Raw genomic sequence first — 23,955 nt, 5'->3', positions numbered from 1 at the left:
AGGTGCGTGAGCTTTTGACCAAGAACGAGTTCCCCGGCGACGACATTCCGATCGTCAAGGGTTCGGCGCTTGCCGCACTTGAAGACAGCGACAAGAAGATCGGCGAGGATGCCATCCGCGAACTGATGGCGGCGGTCGATGCCTACATTCCGACGCCGGTTCGTCCGCTCGACAAGCCGTTCCTGATGCCGATCGAGGACGTGTTCTCGATCTCGGGCCGTGGCACGGTGGTGACCGGCCGCGTCGAGCGCGGCGTCGTCAAGGTCGGCGAGGAGCTGGAGATCGTCGGCATCCGTCCGACCACCAAGACGACCTGCACGGGCGTCGAGATGTTCCGCAAGCTGCTCGACCAGGGCCAGGCCGGCGACAACATCGGCGCGCTGCTGCGCGGTGTCGACCGTGAAGGCGTCGAGCGCGGCCAGGTCCTGGCCAAGCCCGGCACCGTCAAGCCGCACAAGAAATTCGTTGCCGAAGCCTACATCCTGACCAAGGACGAGGGCGGCCGCCACACGCCGTTCTTCACCAACTACCGTCCGCAGTTCTATTTCCGCACGACGGACGTGACCGGCATCGTGTCGCTGCCGGAAGGCACCGAGATGGTGATGCCGGGCGACAACATCACCGTCGATGTCGAGCTGATCGTGCCGATCGCCATGGAAGAGAAGCTGCGCTTCGCCATCCGTGAAGGCGGCCGCACCGTCGGTGCCGGCATCGTCGTCACCATCAAAGAGTAGTCGCCGGCGCTGCCGGTTGAGATCGGATGCAAAGGGGCGGTCTTCGGGCCGCCCTTTTGATTCTGATATTCTGGCAATGGATTAACCGCATTGCTTCAAATCCTGTTGCAAGCGCCTCTGCCATAACTAGTATAGGTTGCATCGAGGGGGGGCTGCCCGAATGGTTCCATGGCGCCGTTTGCATAGTCAGGCATGGTGGTCGCTAGGGCTGATCTGCCTGGTGTCGTTGCTTGCCATGGGCCACGCTGCCTTCGCAGCGGATGCAAAGAAATCCACGCCGGAAAAATCCGCGCCGGATTTCGGCCCGACGATGCGGTTCGTCGTCGTGCGCAGCAGCGCGCCGGGCTGCGAGCCGACCTGTCCGGAATGGATATCGGCGGAAGGCTCGATAGAAGCCGGCACGCCGGCCCTGTTCAAACGCGCGCTGAAAGCGCTTGGCGGCCGAAAGCTGCCGATCGTCGTCGATTCCCCCGGCGGCAATGTCGAAGCGGCGCTGACACTTGGTCGCCTGATCCGCAAGAACAAGCTCGATATCGCCGTCGGCAAAACCCGCTTCGTCGGCTGTCTGCCAGATGTGAAGAACTGCAAGGAAAACGACGGCAAGAGCGCCCGTTATTTTGGCAATGCTTATGCCGATGGCGCCATCTGCAATTCCGCCTGTCCGTTGTTGTTTTCCGGCGGCATCCGGCGCGTGGTAGGCGAATGGGCCTTTCTCGGCGTCCATCAGATCACCACGACCTATATCCGGACGAAATTGCTGTACCGCACCACCTACCGCATGGTGAAGGGCAAGAAGAAGATTCTCAGCACCAAGGTCGTCAGCCGGAAGAACGCCGGCAGCTACAAGACCTATGAGATGAACAAGCCGCTGGAGCGGAAGCTGGCGGCCTATCTGAAGGAGATGGGCGTCGGCCTGGGTGTGCTCGAGACCATGAAAAGCACACCGGCCAGCGGTATCCAGCAATTGGCTCCCTACGACATGCTGCAAATGAATCTCGTCACCAGCCGGGATGCCGTCGACCTGCTGACCGCGCCAATCCTATGCACGTCCGATCCGTTGCCGGCGAGTTGCAGGGAGGTGCCGGCGCCGGCGAATATCACGAAGCCGGCCGGCGAAGTGGTGGCGAAAGCCGAGCCTGCACCCGCAGGGCTCGAAACCCCGCGGCCGAAGGAGGTCGCAGACATGCGCTTCGTCCTGGTCCGCGGCAGCAACCCGCTTTGCAATCCAAACTGCCCGGAATGGATCTCGGCCGAAGGCGCGATTACCGCTGACACGCCCGAAAAATTGCGCCAACTGCTCGACAGCGTCGGCGACCGGCGCCTGCCCATCGTTATCAACTCGCCGGGTGGTGATGTGCTCGGTGCTTTGGCGGCCGGAAGGCTGATCCGCGAACGCAAGCTCGACGTCGCTGTGGCGCGGACGGATTTCATTGGCTGCGAGCCGCGGCAGGCCGACTGCACGGCCGAAGGCGGCGTCTACAACGGGCTGACGGTCGATGCCGGCGGCGGTTGCGGCTCGGCCTGTCCGATCATGCTCGCCGGCGGTGTCAAACGCCTGGTCGGCCCGCGTGCACAGTTGAGCGTGCATTCGATAGGGCAGGAGCAAAAGGTCAAGGCCTATCTCGAGGACATGGCCATCGGCCCCGGTCTGTTTACCGCAATTCAGCTGTATTCAGTCGAACGGCAGCTCGAACTCGACAGGATGCTGAAATACGGGCTGACAACCGGGCATCAATCGGCAGACGAGTTGACAGGCCCCGGCATCTGCAGATCGGAGCCACGGCCGGAAAACTGCCGCGAAGCCTCGGGCGCCAAGGCTCAGGCCAGCACGCCGATCAAATCGTAACGCGGGCATGATAGCCGCGAGCTGATCGTGCCGATCGCCATGGAAGAGAAGCTGCGCTTCGCCATCCGTGAAGGCAGCCGGACCGTCGGTGCCAGCATCGTCGTCACCATCAAAGAATAATTGGCGCCGGCATTCGCCGGCCGATTCCGAATGCAAGAAGGGCGGTCCTCGGGCCGCCCTTTCTGCGTTGGAGCCTTGCGTGGCGGCCTCGTTGAAGCGGGCACGCCGTCATTTCAAAAGCTGTTGCAAGCCTCGCCATGTCAACTAGTATAGGTTGCATCGAGGGGGCTTTTGCCAAACGTGGTTCCGGGACGCCGTTCAGACAGTATGGCACGGTGGTGGCGCGGGCTAGTTAGTCTGGCGCTGGTGGTCGCCATGGCGATGGCTGGCTTCGCTGCGAATGCCGAGGATGTGTCCGATCCGAGGACATGGGATCCGAAGTCATGGTACCGTCCGGGCAGTTCGTCCGATGGTTTTTCGGAGATGCAACTCGTCGTCGTGCGCAGCAATGCGACCGGTTGCGAGCCTAATGTCCGGAATGGATTTCGGCAGAAGGCGCCATCTCGGCGAGCACGCCAGTGCAGCTCAAGCGTATATTGAAGACGCTCGGCCGCCGAAAATTGCCGATCATCGTCAATTCCCCGGGCGGCAATGTCGACGCTGCGCTCCGGCTCGGTCGAATAATCCGCAAGAATAAGCTCGATATCGCCGTCGGTACGACCAAGTTTTCCGATTGTTGGCCCGGGATGAAGGATTGCCGGGCCAATGACGGCAAGGGCGCCGCATATTTCGGCATTGCGTCCGACGGCGGTGCCATGTGCAATTCCGCATGTCCGCTGATGTTTGCCGGAGGCGTCGGACGCGTGGTCGGCAGTTGGGCCTATCTAGGCGTCCATCAGGTCACCACTACATATCGGCGCGAACAGGTATATTACCGCACCACATACAGAATTGTGAACGGCCGGAAGAAGGTTATCGGCACCAAGGTCATCAGCCGTACTGAGGCTGACAGCTACAAGACTTATGAGATGAACAAGGCGCTTGAGAGGAGGCTGTCGGCCTATCTCAGGGAGATGGGTGTCGGCCAGGGCGTACTGGACAGAATGAAGGCTACGCCCGCCAGCGACATCCGGCAGATCTCCCTCGCCGACATGCTGACGATGAAGCTGGTCACCAGCACCGGCTCTCTCGACATACTTACGCAGACGGGCATATGCCGGCAGAGTCCTGCGCCGGCGAACTGCAGAGAGATCCCTGCGAATGCCAAGCCGCCCGAGGCGGCAGCGATCGAGGCGAAGGCCGGACCTTCTCAACCGGTTCAAGTCCAAATTTCTCAGCCGGCCACGCAGGCGACCAATGCCGGCGACGAAGGGTCGTACGGCAATCCCCCGCAAACCCTCATAGCCTGCATCGGAGGGGGGTCGCGGGTAGCGGGGGCGAGCTCCACCTGTGATCCTGAGATGGAACCAATGCCGGCTTGGCGTTGGGGCGTGGCGAGTGGCCCGTACACATCATCGGACATGAAACCATGATCAGCCGGGGTAGGCGACTGGTTGCGCCAGCGGGAGATCGAGACAGAAAAGGGCGATCCTGGGGCCGCCCAACTCGAAGCCGAGGCGATGCTGCAGCTCGGGCTAATGACGGGTTCTCAATCGGTTGACGCGCTGACGGGCGCCACCATCTGCAAGTCGTCGCCGAAGCCCGACAACTGCCGCGTTCTGCCGTCCGCCAGCGCCGAGGCAGAGACGCCGGCGAAGCTTTAGCGCAACCTTGCACTGGCCATCGAGGCAGGTTGAGCGGCGCTCGATGTTTCCGCTATCGTCCAGCGCAGTTGAAGACCAGCATGGGAGGGATCGCGAATGAGCCAGGATGTCCCGACATTGTTTGAATGGGCAGGCGGCACCGAAGCGCTGAACCGCCTGACCCAAACCTTCTACGACAACGTCTCTCGGGACCCCATCGTCGGGCCGGTGTTCAAACATATGTCGCCGGATCATCCCGCTCACGTCGCGGCTTTCATCGGCGAAGTTTTTGGTGGACCGAAAACCTACAGCGAAAAGCACGGCGGCCATCGCGAGATGGTGATGCACCATCTCGGCAAGCATCTGACCGAGGAGCAGCGCCGGCGCTGGATCAACCTTCTCGCCGACGCCGCCGACGAGATCGGGTTGCCTGACGATCCCGAATTCCGCTCGGCCTTCATGGCCTATGTCGAATGGGGATCGCGGCTGGCCAAGATGAACTCCAACAAGGGCCCGACCTGCGATCCCGAGAGCGAACCAATGCCGGCCTGGGGTTGGGGGGTGCCGGGCGGCCCCTACAAGGCGCCTTCGGGAGACTGACCGGGGCGCGAATCGGTCGAAAACCCTGCCGCCAGGACCCGATTTGCGGGAAATGGGTGGCGGTGAATGGTTCGGTCCGCCAGGCTGGAACGGTTTGAGGCCGCCGTGGCTTCCGCCGGCGTGAAACTGGAGGGAACTCCAAGCGATGAAAATGCCGAGGCCTGGGGCACCGAAAGCGACCGCGACCGCAACGACACCATCGAAGGCAGCTGGTCCAGCCGATGGAACGGCGGTGCCGATCCCACGATCCCGGGCGATACCAAGGATAAATGGAAGTCCGGCCGGGGCGAGGTGAAGACGGCGGGAGAGAGAGTTTACCTGCTGTTCGATTGGCATAATGGCGTGTGCAAGGGGCTCATCGATGCCCGGCGCCAGGGTGCGAAAGGGCTGGTGGGAAAATACATCAATCTGACCGACCCGGAAATCGTGCGTCCCTGGGTCGGCTTGATCGTCAGCAATCAACGGATCGACGGGAAATGGCCGGGAGGACGCCTGGACTTTCGAAGATGAAGGCCGGGTAGCGCACGTCGCTCTTTACAGAGCGCGCGGAAGCTTTTAGGAAGCGCCTGCTGCGCCGACATGCGCATACGGGCATAGCTCAGTTGGTAGAGCGGCGGTCTCCAAAACCGCAGGTCGTAGGTTCGAGCCCTGCTGCCCGTGCCATTCTTTGAATGGATACCTAAAAACGATTCTTTTGCAGTGCGGCCTTTGAAAATCGGCTTGTGACTTGCCATATGGCACAAGTTGCGGCATAAGGGCCGCATAGCCGGGACGGGACGACTGGATGGTTCCGAGGCGGCGTTTGGCCATAAAGCGGACACTTGCCACTTGCGTGGATCAAGAATCGGTTTTATGTAGACGAGACAGACACGCGACGCGTGGAGCTGGGAAGCCGGCTTTACGCGTCTGATTTGCATGGGCGAAATGATTGCGCTGATTCGGCGCGAACGCACGCTCAAGCGGCACGTCCCGGCCAGCGGGATCATCCAGGAGGCCCGGCCAACGGGTCTTGCAGACAGAGCGGCATATGGCTTCGAAAACCACAAATCCCTTCACCTTTCTCCAGCAGGTTCGCGCGGAGACCGCCAAGGTCACTTGGCCGTCGCGGCGCGAAACGATGATCTCGACGGTGATGGTCCTTGTGTTCGCGGTCATCGCGATGATCTTTTTCTTTACCGCAGACGTGGCCATGGGCTTTGCGGTCGAAAAAATCCTCGGCCTCGGACAGTAAGTCCGGCGATTACGGAGAAGTCTTGAAATGACCGCGCGGTGGTACATCGTCCACGCCTACTCGAACTTTGAAAAGAAGGTCGCCGAGGACATCGAGAACAAGGCCAAGCAGAAGGGCCTGTCCGCCGACATCGAGCAGATCGTGGTGCCGACCGAGAAGGTCGTCGAGATCCGCCGCGGCCGCAAGGTCGATGCCGAGCGCAAGTTCTTTCCGGGCTATGTGCTGCTGAAGGCCAATCTGACCGACGCCGTGTTCTCGCTCGTCAAGAACACGCCGAAGGTCACCGGTTTCCTGGGCGACTCCAAGCCGGTGCCGATCACCGAAGCCGAGGCCCAGCGTATCCTGAACCAGGTTCAGGAAGGCGTCGAGCGGCCGAAGCCGTCGGTGACGTTCGAGATCGGCGAAGCGATCCGCGTTTCGGATGGACCATTCGCGTCGTTCAACGGTTTCGTCCAGGAAGTGGACGAGGAGCGGGCGCGGCTCAAGGTAGAAGTTTCGATCTTCGGGCGCGCCGTGCCGGTCGATCTGGAATTCGGACAGGTCGAGAAGGGCTGATCCGAAATCCCTGCACCGGTTTCGGCGGCAGGGAAGGCGGCGCGGAGATCGCGCGGCCAAAAACGGGTGGGAGGCGAATGCGGCTTTAGCCGGCCGCGCGGACCGCACCACCAGACTGCAACCGCCGGCAAGACCGGCATGAGAAAAGGCAGGAAGAGAGATGGCTAAGAAAATTGCAGGCCAGCTCAAGCTCCAGGTTTCCGCGGGATCGGCCACGCCGTCGCCCCCGATCGGCCCGGCGCTTGGTCAGCGTGGCATCAACATCATGGAGTTCTGCAAGGCGTTCAACGCGCAGACCCAGGAAATGGAAAAGGGCTCGCCGGTTCCGGTCGTCATCACCTACTACCAGGACAAGTCGTTCACCTTCGTCATGAAGACGCCGCCGGTGAGCTACTTCCTGAAGAAGGCTGCCAACCTGAAGTCGGGCTCGAAGGAGCCGGGCAAGGTCAAGGCCGGCACGATCGGCCGCGACAAGGTGCGCGCCATCGCCGAGCAGAAGATGAAGGATCTGAACGCAAACGACGTCGAGGCGGCCATGCGCATGGTCGAGGGCTCCGCCCGCTCGATGGGTCTGGAAGTGGTGGGCTGAGATCATGGCAAAGATTGCAAAGCGTGTATCGAAGACCCGCGAAGGCATCGATCCCAACAAGGCTTATGCTTTGGGTGAGGCGCTGAAGCTGCTCAAGGATCGCTCCTCGGTGAAGTTCGACGAGACGATCGAAGTCGCGATGAACCTCGGCGTCGATCCCCGCCATGCCGACCAGATGGTCCGCGGCGTGGTCAACCTGCCGAACGGCACCGGCCGCAGCGTTCGCGTCGCCGTCTTCGCGCGTGGCGACAAGGCCGAGGAGGCCAAGGCCGCCGGCGCCGACATCGTCGGAGCCGAGGATCTGGTCGACATCGTCCAGAAGGGCACGATCGACTTCGACCGCTGCATCGCTACGCCGGACATGATGCCGCTGGTCGGCCGTCTCGGCAAGGTGCTCGGTCCGCGCGGCATGATGCCGAACCCGAAGGTCGGCACCGTCACCACCGACGTTACCGCCGCCGTCAAGGCATCGAAGGGCGGCGCCGTCGAGTTCCGCGTCGAGAAGGCCGGCATCGTTCACGCCGGCGTCGGCAAGGTCTCGTTCGACGTCAAGGCGCTGGAAGAAAACGTCCGCGCCTTCGCTGACGCGGTGACCAGGGCAAAGCCGGCTGGTGCCAAGGGCAACTACGTCAAGAAGGTGTCGGTCACCTCGACGATGGGCCCGGGCCTCAAGCTCGACGTCTCGACGCTCGCAGCGTCCTGATACGAACAATTGGATCGGCCGCTAAAACGCTGATCCGTGAAAGAATTCCGGGCCTCCGACCTGTCGGCGGCCCGGTACCGGAAGTCGAAAGGCTTCCGGACATCCTGTCCGAGATTGCAGGCGGCCCCCAAGCCTTAGGTGATGTGGGCCTTAATTCATGCGGGCCTGCATGAGACGGGTGAAGACCGGACAAAGGAGCCACAAGCTCCAATGAAAGGTTCGAACCGTGTTTGCCTTTTGTCTGCGCACCGTCCGGCTTGCCGGCAGGTGTGGCGAAAGGGGGCAGGATCCTCGAGCGTCGTTCGGGAGATCCGTTACTGGATGGCCCGGCCGGCAAAAAAGGCAACCCGACGCCTGTCCTTCGTAGAGGGCAGGGGTCAACTGGAGATAGGCAGTGGACAGAGCGGAAAAACGCGAACTCGTCACGGGCCTGAATGATGCGTTTTCAAGCGCTGGTTCAGTCGTCGTGGCCCACTACGCCGGTATCACCGTCGCGCAAATGAACGACCTTCGGTCGAAAATGCGCGCCGCCGGTGGCACCGTCAAAGTCGCGAAGAACCGTCTCGCCAAAATCGCTCTTCAGGGCACGGACTCCGCATCGATCATCGAGCTGTTCAAGGGACAGACGCTGATCGCCTATTCGGAGGATCCGATTGCGGCGCCGAAGGTCGCGTCCGATTTCGCCAAGGGAAATGACAAGCTCGTCATTCTCGGCGGCGCAATGGGCACCACCTCGCTCAATGCCGACGGTGTGAAGGCACTCGCCACACTTCCGTCGCTCGATGAGCTGCGCGCCAGGCTGGTTGGCATGATCGCCACGCCGGCAACCCGGATCGCCCAGATCGTCAATGCGCCTGCGGCTTCGGTCGCGCGCGTCATCGGCGCTTACGCCCGGAAGGACGAGGCGGCATGAGGCCGTTCCTCGCTATCACAAACACACGTTCGAACCTTATGAAGGAACATTGCAATGGCTGATCTGGCAAAGATCGTAGACGACCTTTCGAAGCTGACCGTCCTCGAGGCGGCCGAGCTGTCGAAGCTTCTTGAAGAAAAGTGGGGCGTTTCCGCCGCTGCTCCGGTGGCGGTTGCCGCTGCCGGCGGCGCTGCGGCCGCTGCTGCTCCGGTCGAGGAAAAGACGGAATTCGACGTCGTCCTCACCGAGGCAGGCGCTCAGAAGATCAACGTCATCAAGGAAGTTCGCGCCATCACCGGTCTTGGCCTCAAGGAAGCCAAGGACCTGGTCGAGGCGGCTCCGAAGCCGGTCAAGGAAGCCGTTTCCAAGGCCGACGCGGACAAGTTCAAGGCCCAGCTGGAAGCAGCCGGCGCCAAGGTCGATCTTAATTATGCTTTTTGTACGGGCGGAGGGGGGCGGGCGGTCCGCCACTCCTTTCGCGTCGAAGGGAGGCTGCGTAACGCGAAGAGTGCGAAAACCTCTTTCCTGAGGGCCGCAAACCGGCCTTCAGGAAACGGGTTTTCTCCCGTTTCTGGCCCGCCGCCAATTGGCGGCGGGTGAAAAGACAAGAAGCCGCCGACAGGCGGCGGGCAACAAGACAGGGCCGCCAAGGTGGCCCGAGATGCAAGGCGAGCCGCGGCGAGGCTCGTCCCGAGAATTGAGCTAAGGAGCGACGATGGCCCAAACCCAGACTTTCAATGGCCGCAGACGCGTACGCAAGTTTTTCGGAAAGATCCCGGAAGTTGCGGAGATGCCGAACCTGATCGAGGTTCAGAAGGCATCCTATGACCAGTTCCTGATGGTGGAGGAGCCCAAGGGTGGGCGTCCTGACGAGGGACTGCAGGCAGTTTTCAAGTCGGTCTTCCCGATTTCCGATTTTTCCGGCTCCTCGATGCTGGAATTCGTGAAGTATGAGTTCGAGGGACCGAAATTCGACGTTGACGAATGCCGTCAGCGCGATCTGACCTATGCGGCGCCGCTCAAGGTGACGCTGCGCCTCATCGTGTTCGATATCGACGAGGATACCGGCGCCAAGTCGATCAAGGACATCAAGGAGCAGGACGTCTACATGGGCGACATGCCGCTCATGACCTTGAACGGCACCTTCATCGTCAACGGCACCGAGCGCGTCATCGTCTCGCAGATGCACCGTTCGCCAGGCGTCTTCTTCGACCATGACAAGGGCAAGTCGCACTCGTCCGGCAAGCTTCTGTTTGCCGCGCGCGTCATTCCCTATCGCGGTTCGTGGCTCGACATCGAGTTCGATAGCAAGGACGTCGTGCATGCCCGCATCGATCGCCGCCGCAAGATTCCGGTGACGTCGCTGCTGATGGCGCTCGGCATGGACGGCGAAGAGATCCTGTCGACCTTCTACAACAAGATCACCTACAAGCGCGCCGGCGACCATTGGCGCATCCCGTTCAACGTCGAGCGTTTCCGCGGCCTCAAGGCCGTTGGTGACCTAGTCGACGCCGACACCGGCGAAGTCGTCGTCGAGGCCGGCAAGAAGATCACCGCCCGCCAGGCCAGGGCACTTGGCGAAAAGGGTCTCAAGGCGATCAAGGCGACCGACGAGGATCTGCTCGGCAACTACCTTGCCGAGGATATTGTCAACTACGCGACCGGCGAGATCTTCCTCGAAGCCGGTGACGAGATCGACGAAAAGACGCTGAAAGTGCTGCTTGGCACCGGTGACGATGAGATCAAGGTCCTCGACATCGACCACGTCAACGTCGGCGCCTACATCCGCAACACGCTCAACGTCGACAAGAACGAGAGCCGCCAGGACGCGCTGTTCGACATCTACCGCGTCATGCGCCCCGGCGAGCCGCCGACGCTGGAAACCGCTGAAGCCATGTTCAACTCGCTGTTCTTCGACAGCGAGCGCTATGATCTGTCGGCCGTTGGCCGCGTCAAGATGAACATGCGCCTCGAGCTCAAGGCCGAGGATACCGTGCGCGTGCTGCGCAAGGACGACATCCTGGCCGTGGTCAAGACGCTGGTCGAACTGCGCGACGGCAAGGGCGAGATCGACGACATCGACAATCTCGGCAACCGCCGCGTGCGCTCGGTCGGCGAGCTGATGGAGAACCAGTACCGCGTCGGCCTGCTGCGCATGGAGCGCGCGATCAAGGAACGTATGTCCTCGATCGAGATCGATACGGTGATGCCGCAGGACCTGATCAACGCCAAGCCGGCGGCTGCCGCCGTGCGCGAGTTCTTCGGTTCCTCGCAGCTGTCGCAGTTCATGGATCAGACCAACCCGCTGTCGGAGATCACCCACAAGCGCCGTCTTTCGGCGCTTGGACCGGGCGGTCTGACCCGCGAGCGTGCCGGTTTCGAGGTGCGCGACGTGCACCCGACGCATTACGGCCGCATCTGCCCGATCGAGACGCCGGAAGGACCGAATATCGGCCTGATCAACTCGCTTGCGACCTTCGCGCGCGTCAACAAATACGGCTTCATCGAGAGCCCGTACCGCAAGATCGTCAACGGCAAGCTGACCAATGAAGTCGTTTACCTGTCGGCTATGGAAGAGGCCAAGCACCACGTCGCGCAGGCCAATGCCGAGCTCGACAAGAATGGTCATTTCGTCGACGAATTCGTCATTTGCCGCAACGCCGGCGAAGTGATGATGGCGCCGCGCGAAAACGTCGATCTGATGGACGTGTCGCCGAAGCAGATGGTGTCGGTGGCCGCGGCCCTGATCCCGTTCCTCGAGAACGACGACGCCAACCGTGCGCTGATGGGCTCGAACATGCAGCGTCAGGCCGTGCCGCTGGTGCGCGCCGAAGCGCCGTTCGTCGGCACCGGCATGGAGCCAATCGTCGCCCGTGACTCGGGCGCCGCTATCGGCGCCCGCCGCGGCGGCATCGTCGACCAGGTGGACGCGACGCGTATCGTCATCCGCGCCACGGAAGATCTCGATCCCGGCAAGTCCGGCGTCGACATCTACCGGCTGATGAAGTTCCAGCGTTCGAACCAGAACACCTGCATCAACCAGCGTCCGCTGGTGCGCATGGGCGACCGGGTCAACAAGGGCGACATCATCGCCGACGGCCCGTCGACCGAGCTCGGCGATCTGGCCCTCGGCCGTAACGTGCTGGTCGCGTTCATGCCGTGGAACGGCTACAACTACGAGGATTCCATCCTCCTGTCCGAGCGCATCGTCGCCGACGACGTCTTCACCTCGATCCACATCGAGGAGTTCGAAGTCATGGCCCGCGACACCAAGCTGGGGCCGGAGGAGATCACGCGCGACATTCCCAACGTCTCGGAAGAAGCGCTGAAGAACCTCGATGAGGCCGGCATCGTCTACATCGGTGCGGAAGTGCAGCCGGGCGACATCCTGGTCGGCAAGATCACGCCGAAGGGCGAAAGCCCGATGACGCCGGAAGAAAAGCTGCTGCGCGCCATCTTCGGTGAAAAGGCCTCGGACGTGCGCGACACCTCGATGCGCATGCCTCCGGGAACCTTCGGCACCGTCGTTGAAGTGCGTGTCTTCAACCGCCACGGCGTCGAGAAGGACGAGCGCGCCATGGCGATCGAGCGCGAGGAGATCGAACGCCTCGCCAAGGACCGCGACGACGAGCAGGCGATCCTCGACCGCAACGTCTATTCGCGTCTTTCCGACGTTCTCGTCGGCAAGGAAGCGATTGCCGGGCCGAAGGGCTTCAAGAAGGGCTCGAAGCTGTCGAAGGACACGCTCGACGAGTATCCGCGTTCGCAGTGGTGGCAGTTTGCCGTGGAGAACGAAAAGCTCCAGAGCGAACTGGAAGCCCTGCGTGGCCAGTACGACGATTCCAAGAAGGCGCTCGAGCAGCGCTTCATGGACAAGGTCGAGAAGGTGCAGCGCGGCGACGAGATGCCTCCGGGCGTTATGAAGATGGTCAAGGTCTTCGTGGCCGTGAAGCGCAAGATGCAGCCCGGCGACAAGATGGCCGGCCGGCACGGCAACAAGGGTGTCGTGTCGCGGATCGTTCCGGTCGAGGACATGCCTTTCCTCGAGGACGGCACGCATGCCGATATCGTGCTCAACCCGCTGGGTGTGCCGTCGCGCATGAATGTCGGCCAGATCCTGGAAACGCACCTGGGCTGGGCCTGCGCCGGAATGGGCAAGAAGATCGGCGATCTGATCGACGCGTACAAGACGGCGGGCGACATCAAGCCGCTGCGCAAGACGCTCGAGAGCTTCATGCCTTCCAACGACCGCAACGAGCCGGTCCGCGAATATGACGACGAGAGCATCGTTCGCCTCAGCGAGCAGATGCGCCGCGGCGTCTCCATCGCGACACCGGTGTTCGACGGCGCGCACGAGGCCGACATCAACATCATGCTGGAGCAGGCGGGCCTGCACACCAGCGGTCAGTCGCAGCTCTATGACGGGCGCACCGGCGAGCCGTTCGATCGCAAAGTGACGATGGGCTACATATATATGCTCAAGCTTCACCACCTTGTGGACGACAAGATCCACGCGCGTTCGATCGGGCCGTACTCGCTCGTTACCCAGCAGCCGCTGGGCGGCAAGGCGCAGTTCGGTGGCCAGCGCTTCGGCGAGATGGAGGTCTGGGCGCTCGAAGCGTACGGCGCCGCCTACACGCTGCAGGAGATGCTGACGGTGAAGTCGGACGACGTCGCCGGCCGCACCAAGGTCTACGAGGCGATCGTCAGAGGCGACGACACCTTCGAGGCCGGCATTCCCGAGAGCTTCAACGTTCTCGTCAAGGAAATGCGGTCTCTCGGCCTCAATGTCGAGCTGGAGAACACCAAGCTCGACGACAACCCGATCCGGCTGCCCGACGCGGCCGAGTAAGCAAGACGTCCGGCCGCGGTCTTCCCGCGACCGGACGCACCAAATTCTCGGCCGATGGCCGATCAAGTCGGCGGGCGTTTGGCCCGCGCTAGATGCAAGGGGTTTTCGAGGACCCCGAAAAGGAGAACGGCATGAACCAAGAGGTCATGAATCTCTTCAATCCCCAGGCGCCTGCGCAGGTGTTCGATTCCATCCGGATCTCGCTTGCCAGCCCTGAGAAGATTCTGTCCTGGTCGTTCGGCGAGATCAAGAAGCCGGAGACCATCAACTATCGCACCTTCAAGCCGGAGCGTGACGGCCTGTTCTGCGCGCGCATTTTTGGCCCGATCAAGGACTATGAATGCCTGTGCGGCAAGTACAAGCGCATGAAATACAAGGGCGTCATCTGCGAGAAGTGCGGCGTCGAAGTCACGCTGTCGCGCGTCCGCCGCGAGCGCATGGGCCATATCGAGCTGGCGGCACCGGTCGCCCACATCTGGTTCCTGAAGTCGCTGCCGTCGCGCATCGGCACGCTGCTCGACATGACGCTGAAGGACATCGAGCGGGTCCTCTACTTCGAGAACTACATCGTTACCGAACCCGGCCTCACCGCGCTGAAGGAGCACCAGCTGCTCAGCGAGGAAGAGTACATGATGGCCGTCGACGAGTATGGCGAGGATTCGTTCACCGCCATGATCGGCGCCGAGGCGATCCACGACCTTCTGGCCGGCATGGACCTCGAGAAGATCGCCGGCGATCTGCGTTCTGAGCTGGCTTCGACCACCTCCTAGCTCAAGCAGAAGAAGTACCTGAAGCGGCTCAAGGTCGTCGAGAACTTCATGGAATCCGGCAACCGTCCGGAATGGATGATCATGAAGGTGGTTCCGGTGATCCCGCCGGATCTGCGCCCGCTTGTCCCGCTGGACGGCGGCCGTTTCGCCACGTCGGATCTGAACGATCTCTATCGCCGCGTCATCAACCGCAACAACCGCCTGAAGCGGCTGATCGAGCTGCGCGCGCCCGGCATCATCGTGCGCAATGAAAAGCGCATGCTGCAGGAAGCCGTCGATGCGCTGTTCGACAACGGCCGCCGCGGCCGCGTCATCACCGGCGCCAACAAGCGTCCGCTGAAGTCGCTGTCCGACATGCTGAAGGGCAAGCAGGGCCGGTTCCGCCAGAACCTGCTCGGCAAGCGCGTCGACTATTCCGGCCGCTCGGTCATCGTCACCGGTCCGGAGCTCAAGCTCCACCAGTGCGGCCTGCCGAAGAAGATGGCGCTCGAACTGTTCAAGCCCTTCATCTACGCCCGTCTCGACGCCAAGGGCTACTCCTCGACCGTCAAGCAGGCGAAGAAGCTGGTCGAGAAGGAGCGTCCGGAGGTCTGGGATATCCTCGACGAGGTCATCCGCGAGCATCCGGTGCTGCTGAACCGCGCACCGACGCTGCACCGCCTCGGTATCCAGGCGTTCGAGCCGATCCTGATCGAAGGCAAGGCGATCCAGCTTCACCCGCTGGTCTGCACGGCCTTCAACGCCGACTTCGACGGCGATCAGATGGCCGTTCACGTGCCGCTGTCGCTGGAAGCGCAGCTTGAAGCCCGCGTGCTGATGATGTCGACCAACAACATCCTGCACCCGGCTTCCGGCGCGCCGATCATCGTGCCGTCGCAGGACATGGTTCTCGGTCTCTACTATCTCTCGATCGTCAACCAGAACGAGCCGGGAGAGGGCATGGTGTTTGCCGACATGGGCGAACTCCAGCACGCGCTCGAGACCAAGGCGGTGACGCTGCATGCCAAGATCAAGGGGCGTTTCCGCACGGTCGACGCCGACGGCAAGGTCGTGTCGAAGATCTACGATACCACGCCTGGCCGCATGATCATCGGCGAGCTGCTGCCGAAGAACCACAACGTGCCCTACGAGACCGCCAACCAGGAGATGACCAAGAAGAACATCTCCAAGATGATCGACACCGTCTATCGCCATTGCGGTCAGAAGGAGACGGTCATTTTCTGCGATCGCATCATGGCTCTCGGCTTCAGCCATGCCTGCCGCGCCGGCATTTCGTTCGGCAAGGACGACATGCTGATCCCGGACGCCAAGATCAAGCTGGTGTCCGACACCGAGGCTTTGGCCAAGGAGTACGAGCAGCAGTACAATGACGGCCTGATCACCCAGGGCGAGAAGTACAACAAGGTCGTCGACGCCTGGGCCAAGTGCTCGGAAAAGGTCGCCGACGAAATGATGGCCCGCATCAAGGCGGTCGAGTTCGAGGACAACGGCCGTCAGAAGCCGATGAACTCGATCTACATGATGTCGCACTCCGGTGCGCGCGGCTCGCCCACCCAGATGCGCCAGCTCGCCGGCATGCGCGGCCTGATGGCCAAGCCTAGCGGTGAAATCATCGAGACGCCGATCATCTCGAACTTCAAGGAAGGCCTAACCGTGCTCGAGTACTTCAACTCGACCCACGGCGCCCGCAAGGGTCTGGCCGACACCGCCTTGAAGACGGCGAACTCGGGTTACCTGACGCGTCGTCTTGTCGACGTGGCGCAGGACTGCATCGTCAACTCGCTCGACTGCGGCACCGACAAGGGCCTTACCATGCAGCCGATCGTCGATGCCGGTCAGGTCGTCGCCTCGGTTGGCCAGCGCGTTCTCGGCCGCACCTCGCTCGACGACATCACCCACCCGGTCACCGGCGAGGTTCTGGTCAAGGCCGGAACGCTGATGGACGAGCGTGACGTGGAACTGATCGAAAAGGCCGGCGTGCAGTCGGTCCGCATCCGTTCGGCGCTGACCTGCGAGGTCAGGGTCGGCGTCTGCGCGGTCTGCTACGGACGCGATCTGGCCCGCGGCACGCCCGTCAACCAGGGCGAGGCTGTCGGCGTCATCGCGGCGCAGTCGATCGGCGAGCCGGGCACCCAGCTCACCATGCGTACCTTCCACATGGGCGGCACGGCGCAGGTAGTGGATTCCTCGTTCCTTGAAGCCTCCTATGAGGGCAAAGTCGAGATCCGCAACCGCAACGTGGTGCGCAACTCCGACGGCCAGCTGATGGTCATGGGCCGCAACATGGCGGTGCTGATCCTCGACGAGGCCGGCAAGGAACGCGCCACGCACCGCGTCACCTACGGTTCGCGTATCTTCGTCGACGATGGCGACAAGGTGAAGCGCGGCCAGCGCATTGCCGAGTGGGATCCCTATACCCGCCCGGTCCTCACCGAAATCGAGGGCAGGGTAGCGTTCGAGGATTTGGTCGATGGCATTTCCGTTCAGGAAACCGCCGACGAATCGACCGGCATCACCAAGCGCGAGGTCATCGACTGGCGTTCGACGCCACGCGGCAACGACCTCAAGCCGGCGATCGTCGTCCAGGACGCCAAGGGCAAGGTCGGCAAGCTGTCGAAGGGTGGCGACGCCCGCTTCCTGCTCTCGGTCGAGGCCATTCTTTCGGTCGAGCCGGGTGCACAGGTTCGCCCCGGCGACGTGCTGGCGCGTATCCCGATGGAAAGCGCCAAGACCAAGGACATCACCGGTGGTCTGCCGCGTGTTGCCGAACTGTTCGAGGCACGCCGTCCGAAGGATCACGCCATCATCGCCGAGATCGATGGCACGATCCGCTTCGGCCGCGACTACAAGAACAAGCGCCGCATCATCATCGAGCCGCATGACTCGACGCTTGAGCCGGTCGAATACCTGATCCCGAAGGGCAAGCCGTTCCATCTCCAGGACGGCGACGTCATCGAGAAGGGCGACTACATCCTCGACGGTAATCCGGCGCCGCACGACATCCTGGCGATCAAGGGCGTGGAGGCGCTTGCCTCCTACCTCGTCAACGAAATCCAGGAGGTCTACCGACTGCAGGGCGTGTCGATCAACGACAAGCACATCGAGGTGATCGTTCGCCAGATGCTGCAGAAGGTCGAGATCACCACGCAAGGCGATTCGACCTACATTCCGGGCGACCACGTCGACGTGATCGAGTTGGAAGAGGTCAATGAGCGCCTGGTCGAGGAAGGCAAGAAGCCGGCCGAAGGCCAACCGGTGCTGCTCGGCATCACCAAGGCCTCGCTGCAGACGCCGTCCTTCATCTCCGCCGCCTCCTTCCAGGAGACGACGAGGGTGCTGACCGAAGCTGCGGTTGCCGGCAAGACCGACATGCTGCAGGGGCTGAAGGAAAACGTCATCGTCGGCCGGCTGATCCCGGCCGGTACCGGCGGTACGATGAGCCAGATCCGGCGCATCGCCACCTCGCGCGACGAGTTGATCATCGACGAGCGCCGCAAGGCGTCCGGCGTCGAGGTCGCCGAGCCGATGCTGACCGACATGGTTAACGCGGCGCAGTAAGCGCGCAAGCAAGAGAAGATAGAAAAGGGGCCTAAGTGGCCCCTTTTTGCATTGTGGTTCCTCAATCGGATCGGAGAGGAAACGATGAGCAGGAAGATTTGGGCTTCTGTCGACGACTACATTGTCGAAGCTCTTTTCGAGGCGGATCCCGCTCTTGATGCCGTTCTGGCGGCCAACCATGATCAGGGCCTGCCGCCTATCGACGTTTCCCCGGCACAAGGCAAGCTGCTCTCACTTCTTGCGCGAATGCAGGGAGCGAGGAAGGTACTCGAAATCGGCACGTTGGGCGGTTATTCGACAATCTGGATGGCGCGAGCATTGCCGATGGACGGCAAGGTCGTGACGCTCGAGCTTGATCCGCACCACGCCAGTGTCGCGCGGTCGAACTTTGAACGGGCAGGGGTGTCTGACCGTGTGGAACTGCGGGTCGGACCGGCGCTTCAATCGCTTGCGGCCTTAGGCGCCGAGAATGCCGGGCCGTTCGACTTCATCTTCATCGACGCCGACAAGCCGAACAACCCGCACTATCTGTCCTGGGCCATGCGTCTTTCGAGGCCGGGGACCGTCATCGTCTGCGACAATGTCATCCGTGACGGCGCGGTGGTGAATGAAGATGGTCGCGACGCCAATGTCGAAGGGGCACGCGCGGCGTTCTCGTTCATCGGCAGCGACAAACGTCTGGAAGGCACCGCGATCCAGACTGTTGGCGCCAAGGGCTATGACGGCTTTGCAATAGCGATCGTCAATTGATTTTGTGCGGTGCGCCGACCAGACCTGCGATCCGGCCGGCGCCCACTCGTCAATCGAAAAAAGCTTGCACCACATTGCGCTTGCCCAGCATGAAGGCGTCGGCGACGTGCTGCAGGGGCGCGAGATCGACGTCGGAGGTGCCGGCGCGCACGATCTCGGCGAAGCGCTTGTAGAGCATCGGATATTCGGCTTCCGGCTCCTCGTGAACGACGCGGCCATCGATGGCGAGCTTTGAGCCGCCGCCAGAAAGCACCATCGATCCGGCCTCGGTATCGGCCAGGATGTCCCAGCTTTGCGGGCCGGTCTGACGCCAATCGAGTTCCATCGTCACCGGCAGACCGTTCGAAGTGCGGAAGGCGATATGGGCGGCGATCGGGGCCGCGCGGTTCTCGGGGAAATCGAGCTCTGCCGAGCTGATGAACATCGGCGGCAGGATGTGGGTAGCGATCGACAGCGCGTTGATGCCGGGATCGAAGACGCCAAAGCCGCCGGGAGCCCAGATCCACTCCTGGTTCGGATGCCAGCGGCGCACGTCTTCCTTCCAGTTGATGGCGGCCGACCTGATCGTAGTCGAGCTGAGGAATGTGCGCGCTGCTTCGACAGCCGGCGCATAGCGCGAGTGCCAGCTGGCGAACAGGCAGACGCCGTTCGCTGTCGCCATCGCCTTCAGGTCTTCGACCTCGCTGACCGTGGCGCCTGGCGGCTTCTCCAGGAAGACATGTTTTTTCGCCGTGAGCGCCAAGCGCGCGGCGTCGTAACGAAACTGCGGCGGCATGCACAGCGACACCGCCTCGAGCTCCGGCACCGAGTCGAGCATCGCCTCGATCGTCGGGAAATTCGGGATGTCTTCGACTTTGCCATGCCGGCTCGCTGCGGCGACCAGGCGATAATCCTGGTCCTTCGCCAGCGCCGGCAGATGCTGGTCGCGGACGATCTTCCCCACGCCGACGATGCCGAGCTTGATGGGATTAGAGGACATGGGAGCTCCGCAGGTTGAGTATGCTTGGTTTTGCCAGAGGTCGCTTCTTAGCAGAGAACTTGTGCCGGGCAAGTCGCCGGGCTTGTGTCGCCGGCCTGCGAGATCGACCGCGATTCAGATCTCTTCAAATCTCTTCAAATCGGTACATCGAACGTCACGATCGACACTTCGCCTTCGAGCGCGCCCTGATAGGCGGACAGATGCGGCTCCTCGTCGGGCACGCCGTCCATGTCGCCGATCTGGTCGAGCTCGGCCTCGGCATAACCTTCGGCGGCAAGCGATTCGAGAGCGCGGCGCACCGCCGAATCGTCGTCCGGCGCGACCAACATCACATGCACGCCTTCCGGCTTGCCGCCTTTGCGCTTCCACACCCGCCCGGTAATAATGGTGACCGGGCGCTCCTCATTGTCATTCACGGGTTCGTACCTCCGGGCGAGGGGGTTTGGGCTGCTCATGCCGCCTTTTCGCACGAAGCACGGCCTGGAAACAGCGGCAAGCCGGTCACTTTCTGCCTTCCTCTTGAAAAACGGCGCAAGAAAATTACATGCGCTTTTCGCATGGCTGCCACGCCTCGGGTTCAGCGCAATATTTGCCGCTCCGGGGTTGACGGACAGTGGCCATACGAGTAGAAGCCGCCCAGTCAGAACCGATGTGAGGCTCTTGCTTCCGAAGCGACACGCTTTGGAGTTTGCCTCAAACAGGGTTCGTTTTACGAGCGAAAAGACATTTCCGGCGTGCATGAAGCGGCTTCCGCTTCCTCTGCCATTTGTTCGGGCAAGACCGCGAGGCGCGGTTTGTGGCCCGAATTTGCGTATGGAAATGACGCTTTGAGCGGCCCTGACCGGGCGAGATACGGAATTGAGAGACAAGAGGGTTTAATGCCTACCGTCAACCAGCTGATCCGCAAGCCGCGCATTGCGCCGGTGAAGCGCAACAAGGTCCCGGCCATGCAGCAGAACCCGCAGAAGCGGGGCGTCTGCACGCGCGTCTACACCACGACGCCGAAGAAGCCGAACTCGGCGCTGCGCAAGGTGGCCAAGATCCGCCTGACCAATGGTTTTGAAGTGATCGGTTACATCCCCGGCGAAGGCCACAACCTTCAGGAGCACTCGGTGGTGATGATCCGCGGCGGTCGCGTCAAGGATCTTCCGGGCGTCCGTTACCACATCATCCGCGGCGTGCTCGACACGCAAGGCGTGAAGAACCGCAAGCAGCGCCGTTCGAAATACGGCGCCAAGCGTCCGAAGTGACCGAAGCGTAGCCAAGGTCGTTCCGGGCGGCGTCAAGCGACGATCCGGGATCCAGGCCACCGCGTAGAATTGAGGCAGAGAAAAAATGTCCCGTCGTCACAGTGCAGAAAAGCGTGAGATCAATCCGGACCCGAAGTTCGGCGATCTGATCGTCACCAAGTTCATGAACGCCGTCATGTATGACGGCAAGAAGTCGGTTGCCGAGACCATCGTCTACGGCGCGCTCGACCAGGTTCAGTCCAAGACCAAGCAGGAGCCGGTCACCGTCTTCCATCAGGCGCTCGACAATGTCGCGCCGCATGTGGAAGTGCGTTCGCGCCGCGTCGGCGGCGCCACCTACCAGGTTCCGGTCGACGTGCGCCCCGAGCGCCGTCAGGCATTGGCCATCCGCTGGCTGATTGCCGCCGCCCGCAACCGCAACGAGACCACTATGGTCGACCGCCTCTCCGGCGAGCTGATGGACGCGGCCAACAACCGCGGCACCGCCGTCAAGAAGCGTGAAGACACCCACAAGATGGCAGAAGCCAACCGCGCTTTCGCGCACTACCGCTGGTAAAGCGCGAACGAGACTGAAGAGGCACCTCCCATGGCCCGCGAATATAAAATCGAAGACTACCGCAATTTCGGTATCATGGCGCACATCGACGCCGGCAAGACGACGACCACCGAGCGCGTCCTCTATTACACGGGCAAGTCGCACAAGATCGGCGAAGTCCACGACGGCGCTGCCACCATGGATTGGATGGAGCAGGAGCAGGAGCGCGGCATTACCATCACGTCCGCCGCGACCACGACCTTCTGGAAGGGTCGCGACGGCAAGATGCACCGCTTCAACATCATCGACACCCCCGGCCACGTCGACTTCACCATTGAAGTCGAGCGCTCGCTGCGCGTGCTTGACGGCGCCATCGCGCTGCTCGATGCCAATGCCGGTGTCGAGCCGCAGACGGAAACCGTCTGGCGCCAGGCCGACAAGTACCGCGTGCCGCGCATGATCTTCTGCAACAAGATGGACAAGATCGGCGCCGACTTCTACCGCTCGGTCGAGATGATCGGTTCGCGCCTCGGTGCACATGCCGTCGTCATGCAGCTGCCGATCGGCGCCGAGACGGAGTTCAAGGGTGTCGTCGACCTCGTCGAGATGAACGCGCTGGTCTGGCGCGACGAGACGCTGGGCGCTGCCTGGGACATCGTCGAGATCCCTGCCGACCTCAAGGCTCGTGCCGAAGAATACCGCGAGAAGATGATCGAGGCCGCCGTCGAAATGGACGAGACGGCGCTCGAGAATTACCTCGAAGGCAAGATGCCGAGCAACGACGAGATCCGTGCGCTCATCCGCAAGGGCACGATTGCGGTGAAGTTCTATCCGATGTTCTGCGGCTCGGCCTTCAAGAACAAGGGCGTGCAGCCGCTGCTCGACGCCGTCGTCGAATATCTGCCGTCGCCGGCCGATGTCCCGGCCATCAAGGGCGTCGACGCCAAGACCGACGCCGAGATCGAGCGTCATGCCGACGACAACGAGCCGCTGTCGATGCTCGCCTTCAAGATCATGAACGACCCGTTCGTCGGTTCGCTCACCTTTGCCCGCATCTATTCGGGCAAGCTCACCAAGGGCATCTCGGTCGACAACACCGTGAAGGGCAAGAAAGAGCGCATCGGCCGCATGCTGCAGATGCATGCGAATTCGCGCGCCGACGTCGAAGAGGCGTTTGCCGGCGACATCGTCGCCCTCGCTGGTCTCAAGGACACCACCACCGGCGACACGCTCAGTGATCCGCTGCATCCGGTCATCCTCGAGCGCATGGAATTCCCCGATCCGGTCATCCAGATCGCCATCGAGCCGAAGACCAAGAACGACCAGGAAAAGATGGGTCTCGCCCTTCACCGCCTGGCCGCCGAGGATCCGTCCTTCCGCGTCAAGACCGACGAGGAATCGGGCCAGACGATCATTTCCGGCATGGGCGAGCTTCACCTCGACATCATCGTCGACCGTATGCGCCGCGAGTTCAAGGTCGAGGCCAATGTCGGCGCGCCGCAGGTGGCCTACCGCGAGACGATCACCCGCAAGCACGAGCAGGACTACACGCACAAGAAGCAGACCGGCGGTACCGGCCAGTTCGCCCGCGTCAAGATCCTGTTCGAGCCGAATCCGGAAAGCAGCGAATTCGAGTTCGAAACCAAGATCGTCGGCGGCGCTGTGCCGAAGGAATACATCCCCGGTGTCGAAAAGGGCATCAACAGCGTCATGACCTCGGGCCCGTTCGCCGGCTTCCCGATGATCGGCGTCAAGGCGACGCTGATCGATGGCGCCTACCACGATGTGGACTCGTCGGTTCTGGCCTTCGAAATCGCCGGCCGCGCCTGCTTCCGTGAAGCAGCGCCCAAGCTTGGCGTGCAGTTGCTCGAGCCGATCATGAAGGTCGAAGTGGTGACGCCGGAAGATTACGTCGGCAGCGTTATCGGCGACCTGAACGGCCGTCGCGGCCAGATCCAGGGCCAGGAAGCCCGTGGCGTGGCTGTGGTCATCAACGCGATGGTGCCGCTCGCCAACATGTTCAAATACGTGGACAACCTTCGCTCGATGAGCCAGGGCCGCGCGGCCTACACGATGCAGTTCGACCACTACGAGCCGGTCCCGACCGCGGTCGCCCAGGAAGTCCAGAAGAAATACGCGTAACTCGAAACGAGTTGCATCAGTAACTTAATTCAAGGCCCGCACGGGCTGGCAGGAATGGAGAGATCACATGGCAAAAGGTAAATTCGAGCGCACTAAGCCTCATGTGAACATTGGCACGATTGGTCACGTCGACCATGGCAAGACGTCGCTGACGGCGGCGATCACCAAGTATTTTGGCGAATACAAGCGCTACGACCAGATCGATG

At 62.1% G+C, this 23,955-nt stretch carries 19 protein-coding genes, 1 tRNA gene and 3 pseudogenes; 21 read left to right on the top strand and 2 right to left on the bottom strand.

The genetic code is table 11. The features are described from left to right. The 17 genes and pseudogenes from NKJ20_RS31010 to NKJ20_RS30930 all read left to right on the top strand — a co-directional run. The coding region (locus NKJ20_RS31010) for an EF-Tu C-terminal domain-related protein (protein WP_352749298.1) at positions 1-734 on the top strand (734 nt) is incomplete at its 5' end. 160 nt (positions 735-894) lie between these two features. Beyond that, positions 895-2,580 (top strand): COG3904 family protein, encoded by a 1,686-nt coding sequence (locus tag NKJ20_RS31005; protein WP_352749297.1) that lies wholly within the window; start codon positions 895-897, stop codon positions 2,578-2,580. Between the two features lie 21 nt (positions 2,581-2,601). Beyond that, positions 2,602-2,700 (top strand): annotated as a pseudogene (locus tag NKJ20_RS31000) (EF-Tu C-terminal domain-related protein); the annotation flags it as partial. A gap of 476 nt (positions 2,701-3,176) precedes the next feature. Next, entirely contained in the window at positions 3,177-4,112 is a 936-nt protein-coding gene (locus tag NKJ20_RS30995; protein ID WP_352749294.1) for a COG3904 family protein, read from the top strand. Positions 4,113-4,133: 21 nt separating this feature from the next. Then, positions 4,134-4,343, top strand: a complete 210-nt coding sequence (locus NKJ20_RS30990; protein ID WP_352749291.1) for a hypothetical protein — start codon at positions 4,134-4,136, stop codon at positions 4,341-4,343. A 96-nt stretch (positions 4,344-4,439) separates the two neighbouring features. Then, positions 4,440-4,922: a group II truncated hemoglobin gene (locus NKJ20_RS30985; RefSeq protein WP_352749288.1), complete on the top strand. Its 483-nt coding sequence runs from the start codon at positions 4,440-4,442 to the stop codon at positions 4,920-4,922. A 66-nt stretch (positions 4,923-4,988) separates the two neighbouring features. Further along, positions 4,989-5,432 carry a hypothetical protein gene (locus NKJ20_RS30980; protein WP_352749286.1) on the top strand — a complete coding sequence of 148 codons (444 nt, stop codon included), beginning with the start codon at positions 4,989-4,991 and terminating at the stop codon, positions 5,430-5,432. 77 nt (positions 5,433-5,509) lie between these two features. Next, positions 5,510-5,585 (top strand) — tRNA-Trp (locus NKJ20_RS30975). Positions 5,586-5,949: 364 nt separating this feature from the next. After that, the gene (gene secE, locus NKJ20_RS30970; protein WP_023680439.1) at positions 5,950-6,153 is read left to right on the top strand and encodes a preprotein translocase subunit SecE; all 204 of its coding nucleotides are present in this window, start codon (positions 5,950-5,952) and stop codon (positions 6,151-6,153) included. Between the two features lie 27 nt (positions 6,154-6,180). After that, complete coding sequence (gene nusG, locus NKJ20_RS30965; protein ID WP_006333333.1) at positions 6,181-6,708, top strand: transcription termination/antitermination protein NusG; 528 nt, start codon at positions 6,181-6,183, stop codon at positions 6,706-6,708. A gap of 160 nt (positions 6,709-6,868) precedes the next feature. Continuing rightward, positions 6,869-7,297, top strand: a complete 429-nt coding sequence (rplK, locus tag NKJ20_RS30960; protein ID WP_023680440.1) for a 50S ribosomal protein L11 — start codon at positions 6,869-6,871, stop codon at positions 7,295-7,297. A 4-nt stretch (positions 7,298-7,301) separates the two neighbouring features. Next, positions 7,302-8,000: a 50S ribosomal protein L1 gene (gene rplA, locus NKJ20_RS30955; RefSeq protein ID WP_023680441.1), complete on the top strand. Its 699-nt coding sequence runs from the start codon at positions 7,302-7,304 to the stop codon at positions 7,998-8,000. 394 nt (positions 8,001-8,394) lie between these two features. Beyond that, positions 8,395-8,913: a 50S ribosomal protein L10 gene (gene rplJ, locus NKJ20_RS30950; RefSeq protein WP_008875657.1), complete on the top strand. Its 519-nt coding sequence runs from the start codon at positions 8,395-8,397 to the stop codon at positions 8,911-8,913. 54 nt (positions 8,914-8,967) lie between these two features. Then, positions 8,968-9,339, top strand: a pseudogene (gene rplL / locus NKJ20_RS30945) (50S ribosomal protein L7/L12); the annotation flags it as partial. A 289-nt stretch (positions 9,340-9,628) separates the two neighbouring features. Next, a complete protein-coding gene (gene rpoB, locus NKJ20_RS30940; RefSeq protein ID WP_352451053.1) occupies positions 9,629-13,765 on the top strand; it encodes a DNA-directed RNA polymerase subunit beta in 4,137 nt (1,378 codons plus the stop codon). Positions 13,766-13,896: 131 nt separating this feature from the next. After that, a pseudogene (gene rpoC / locus NKJ20_RS30935) lies at positions 13,897-18,093 on the top strand (DNA-directed RNA polymerase subunit beta'). 84 nt (positions 18,094-18,177) lie between these two features. Next, positions 18,178-18,843 carry an O-methyltransferase gene (locus NKJ20_RS30930; RefSeq protein WP_352474774.1) on the top strand — a complete coding sequence of 222 codons (666 nt, stop codon included), beginning with the start codon at positions 18,178-18,180 and terminating at the stop codon, positions 18,841-18,843. A gap of 49 nt (positions 18,844-18,892) precedes the next feature. Here the strand turns inward: NKJ20_RS30930 and NKJ20_RS30925 are convergent, their stop codons facing one another. Both NKJ20_RS30925 and NKJ20_RS30920 read right to left on the bottom strand, forming a co-directional pair. After that, entirely contained in the window at positions 18,893-19,822 is a 930-nt protein-coding gene (locus tag NKJ20_RS30925) for a Gfo/Idh/MocA family protein (protein WP_352749284.1), read from the bottom strand. A 134-nt stretch (positions 19,823-19,956) separates the two neighbouring features. After that, entirely contained in the window at positions 19,957-20,238 is a 282-nt protein-coding gene (locus NKJ20_RS30920) for a transcriptional regulator (protein WP_023680447.1), read from the bottom strand. A 462-nt stretch (positions 20,239-20,700) separates the two neighbouring features. Here NKJ20_RS30920 and rpsL point away from each other — a divergent pair, with 462 nt between their 5' ends. From rpsL to NKJ20_RS30900, 4 genes are all read left to right on the top strand, one after another. Continuing rightward, positions 20,701-21,072 carry a 30S ribosomal protein S12 gene (gene rpsL / locus NKJ20_RS30915; RefSeq protein WP_006333356.1) on the top strand — a complete coding sequence of 124 codons (372 nt, stop codon included), beginning with the start codon at positions 20,701-20,703 and terminating at the stop codon, positions 21,070-21,072. Between the two features lie 85 nt (positions 21,073-21,157). Continuing rightward, positions 21,158-21,628, top strand: coding sequence for a 30S ribosomal protein S7 (gene rpsG, locus NKJ20_RS30910; RefSeq protein ID WP_008875664.1), 471 nt, complete (start codon positions 21,158-21,160; stop codon positions 21,626-21,628). A 30-nt stretch (positions 21,629-21,658) separates the two neighbouring features. Beyond that, positions 21,659-23,749: an elongation factor G gene (fusA, locus tag NKJ20_RS30905; protein WP_023680448.1), complete on the top strand. Its 2,091-nt coding sequence runs from the start codon at positions 21,659-21,661 to the stop codon at positions 23,747-23,749. A 67-nt stretch (positions 23,750-23,816) separates the two neighbouring features. Further along, a partial coding sequence (locus tag NKJ20_RS30900; protein ID WP_320306773.1) for a GTP-binding protein occupies positions 23,817-23,955 on the top strand: 139 nt, incomplete at its 3' end.

Origin of the sequence: Mesorhizobium sp. M0185, assembly GCF_040322175.1 — a bacterium.
Taxonomy (GTDB): domain Bacteria; phylum Pseudomonadota; class Alphaproteobacteria; order Rhizobiales; family Rhizobiaceae; genus Mesorhizobium.
Note: the sequence above shows the minus strand (reverse complement) of the source record. Positions and strands in the feature narration are given on the sequence as shown.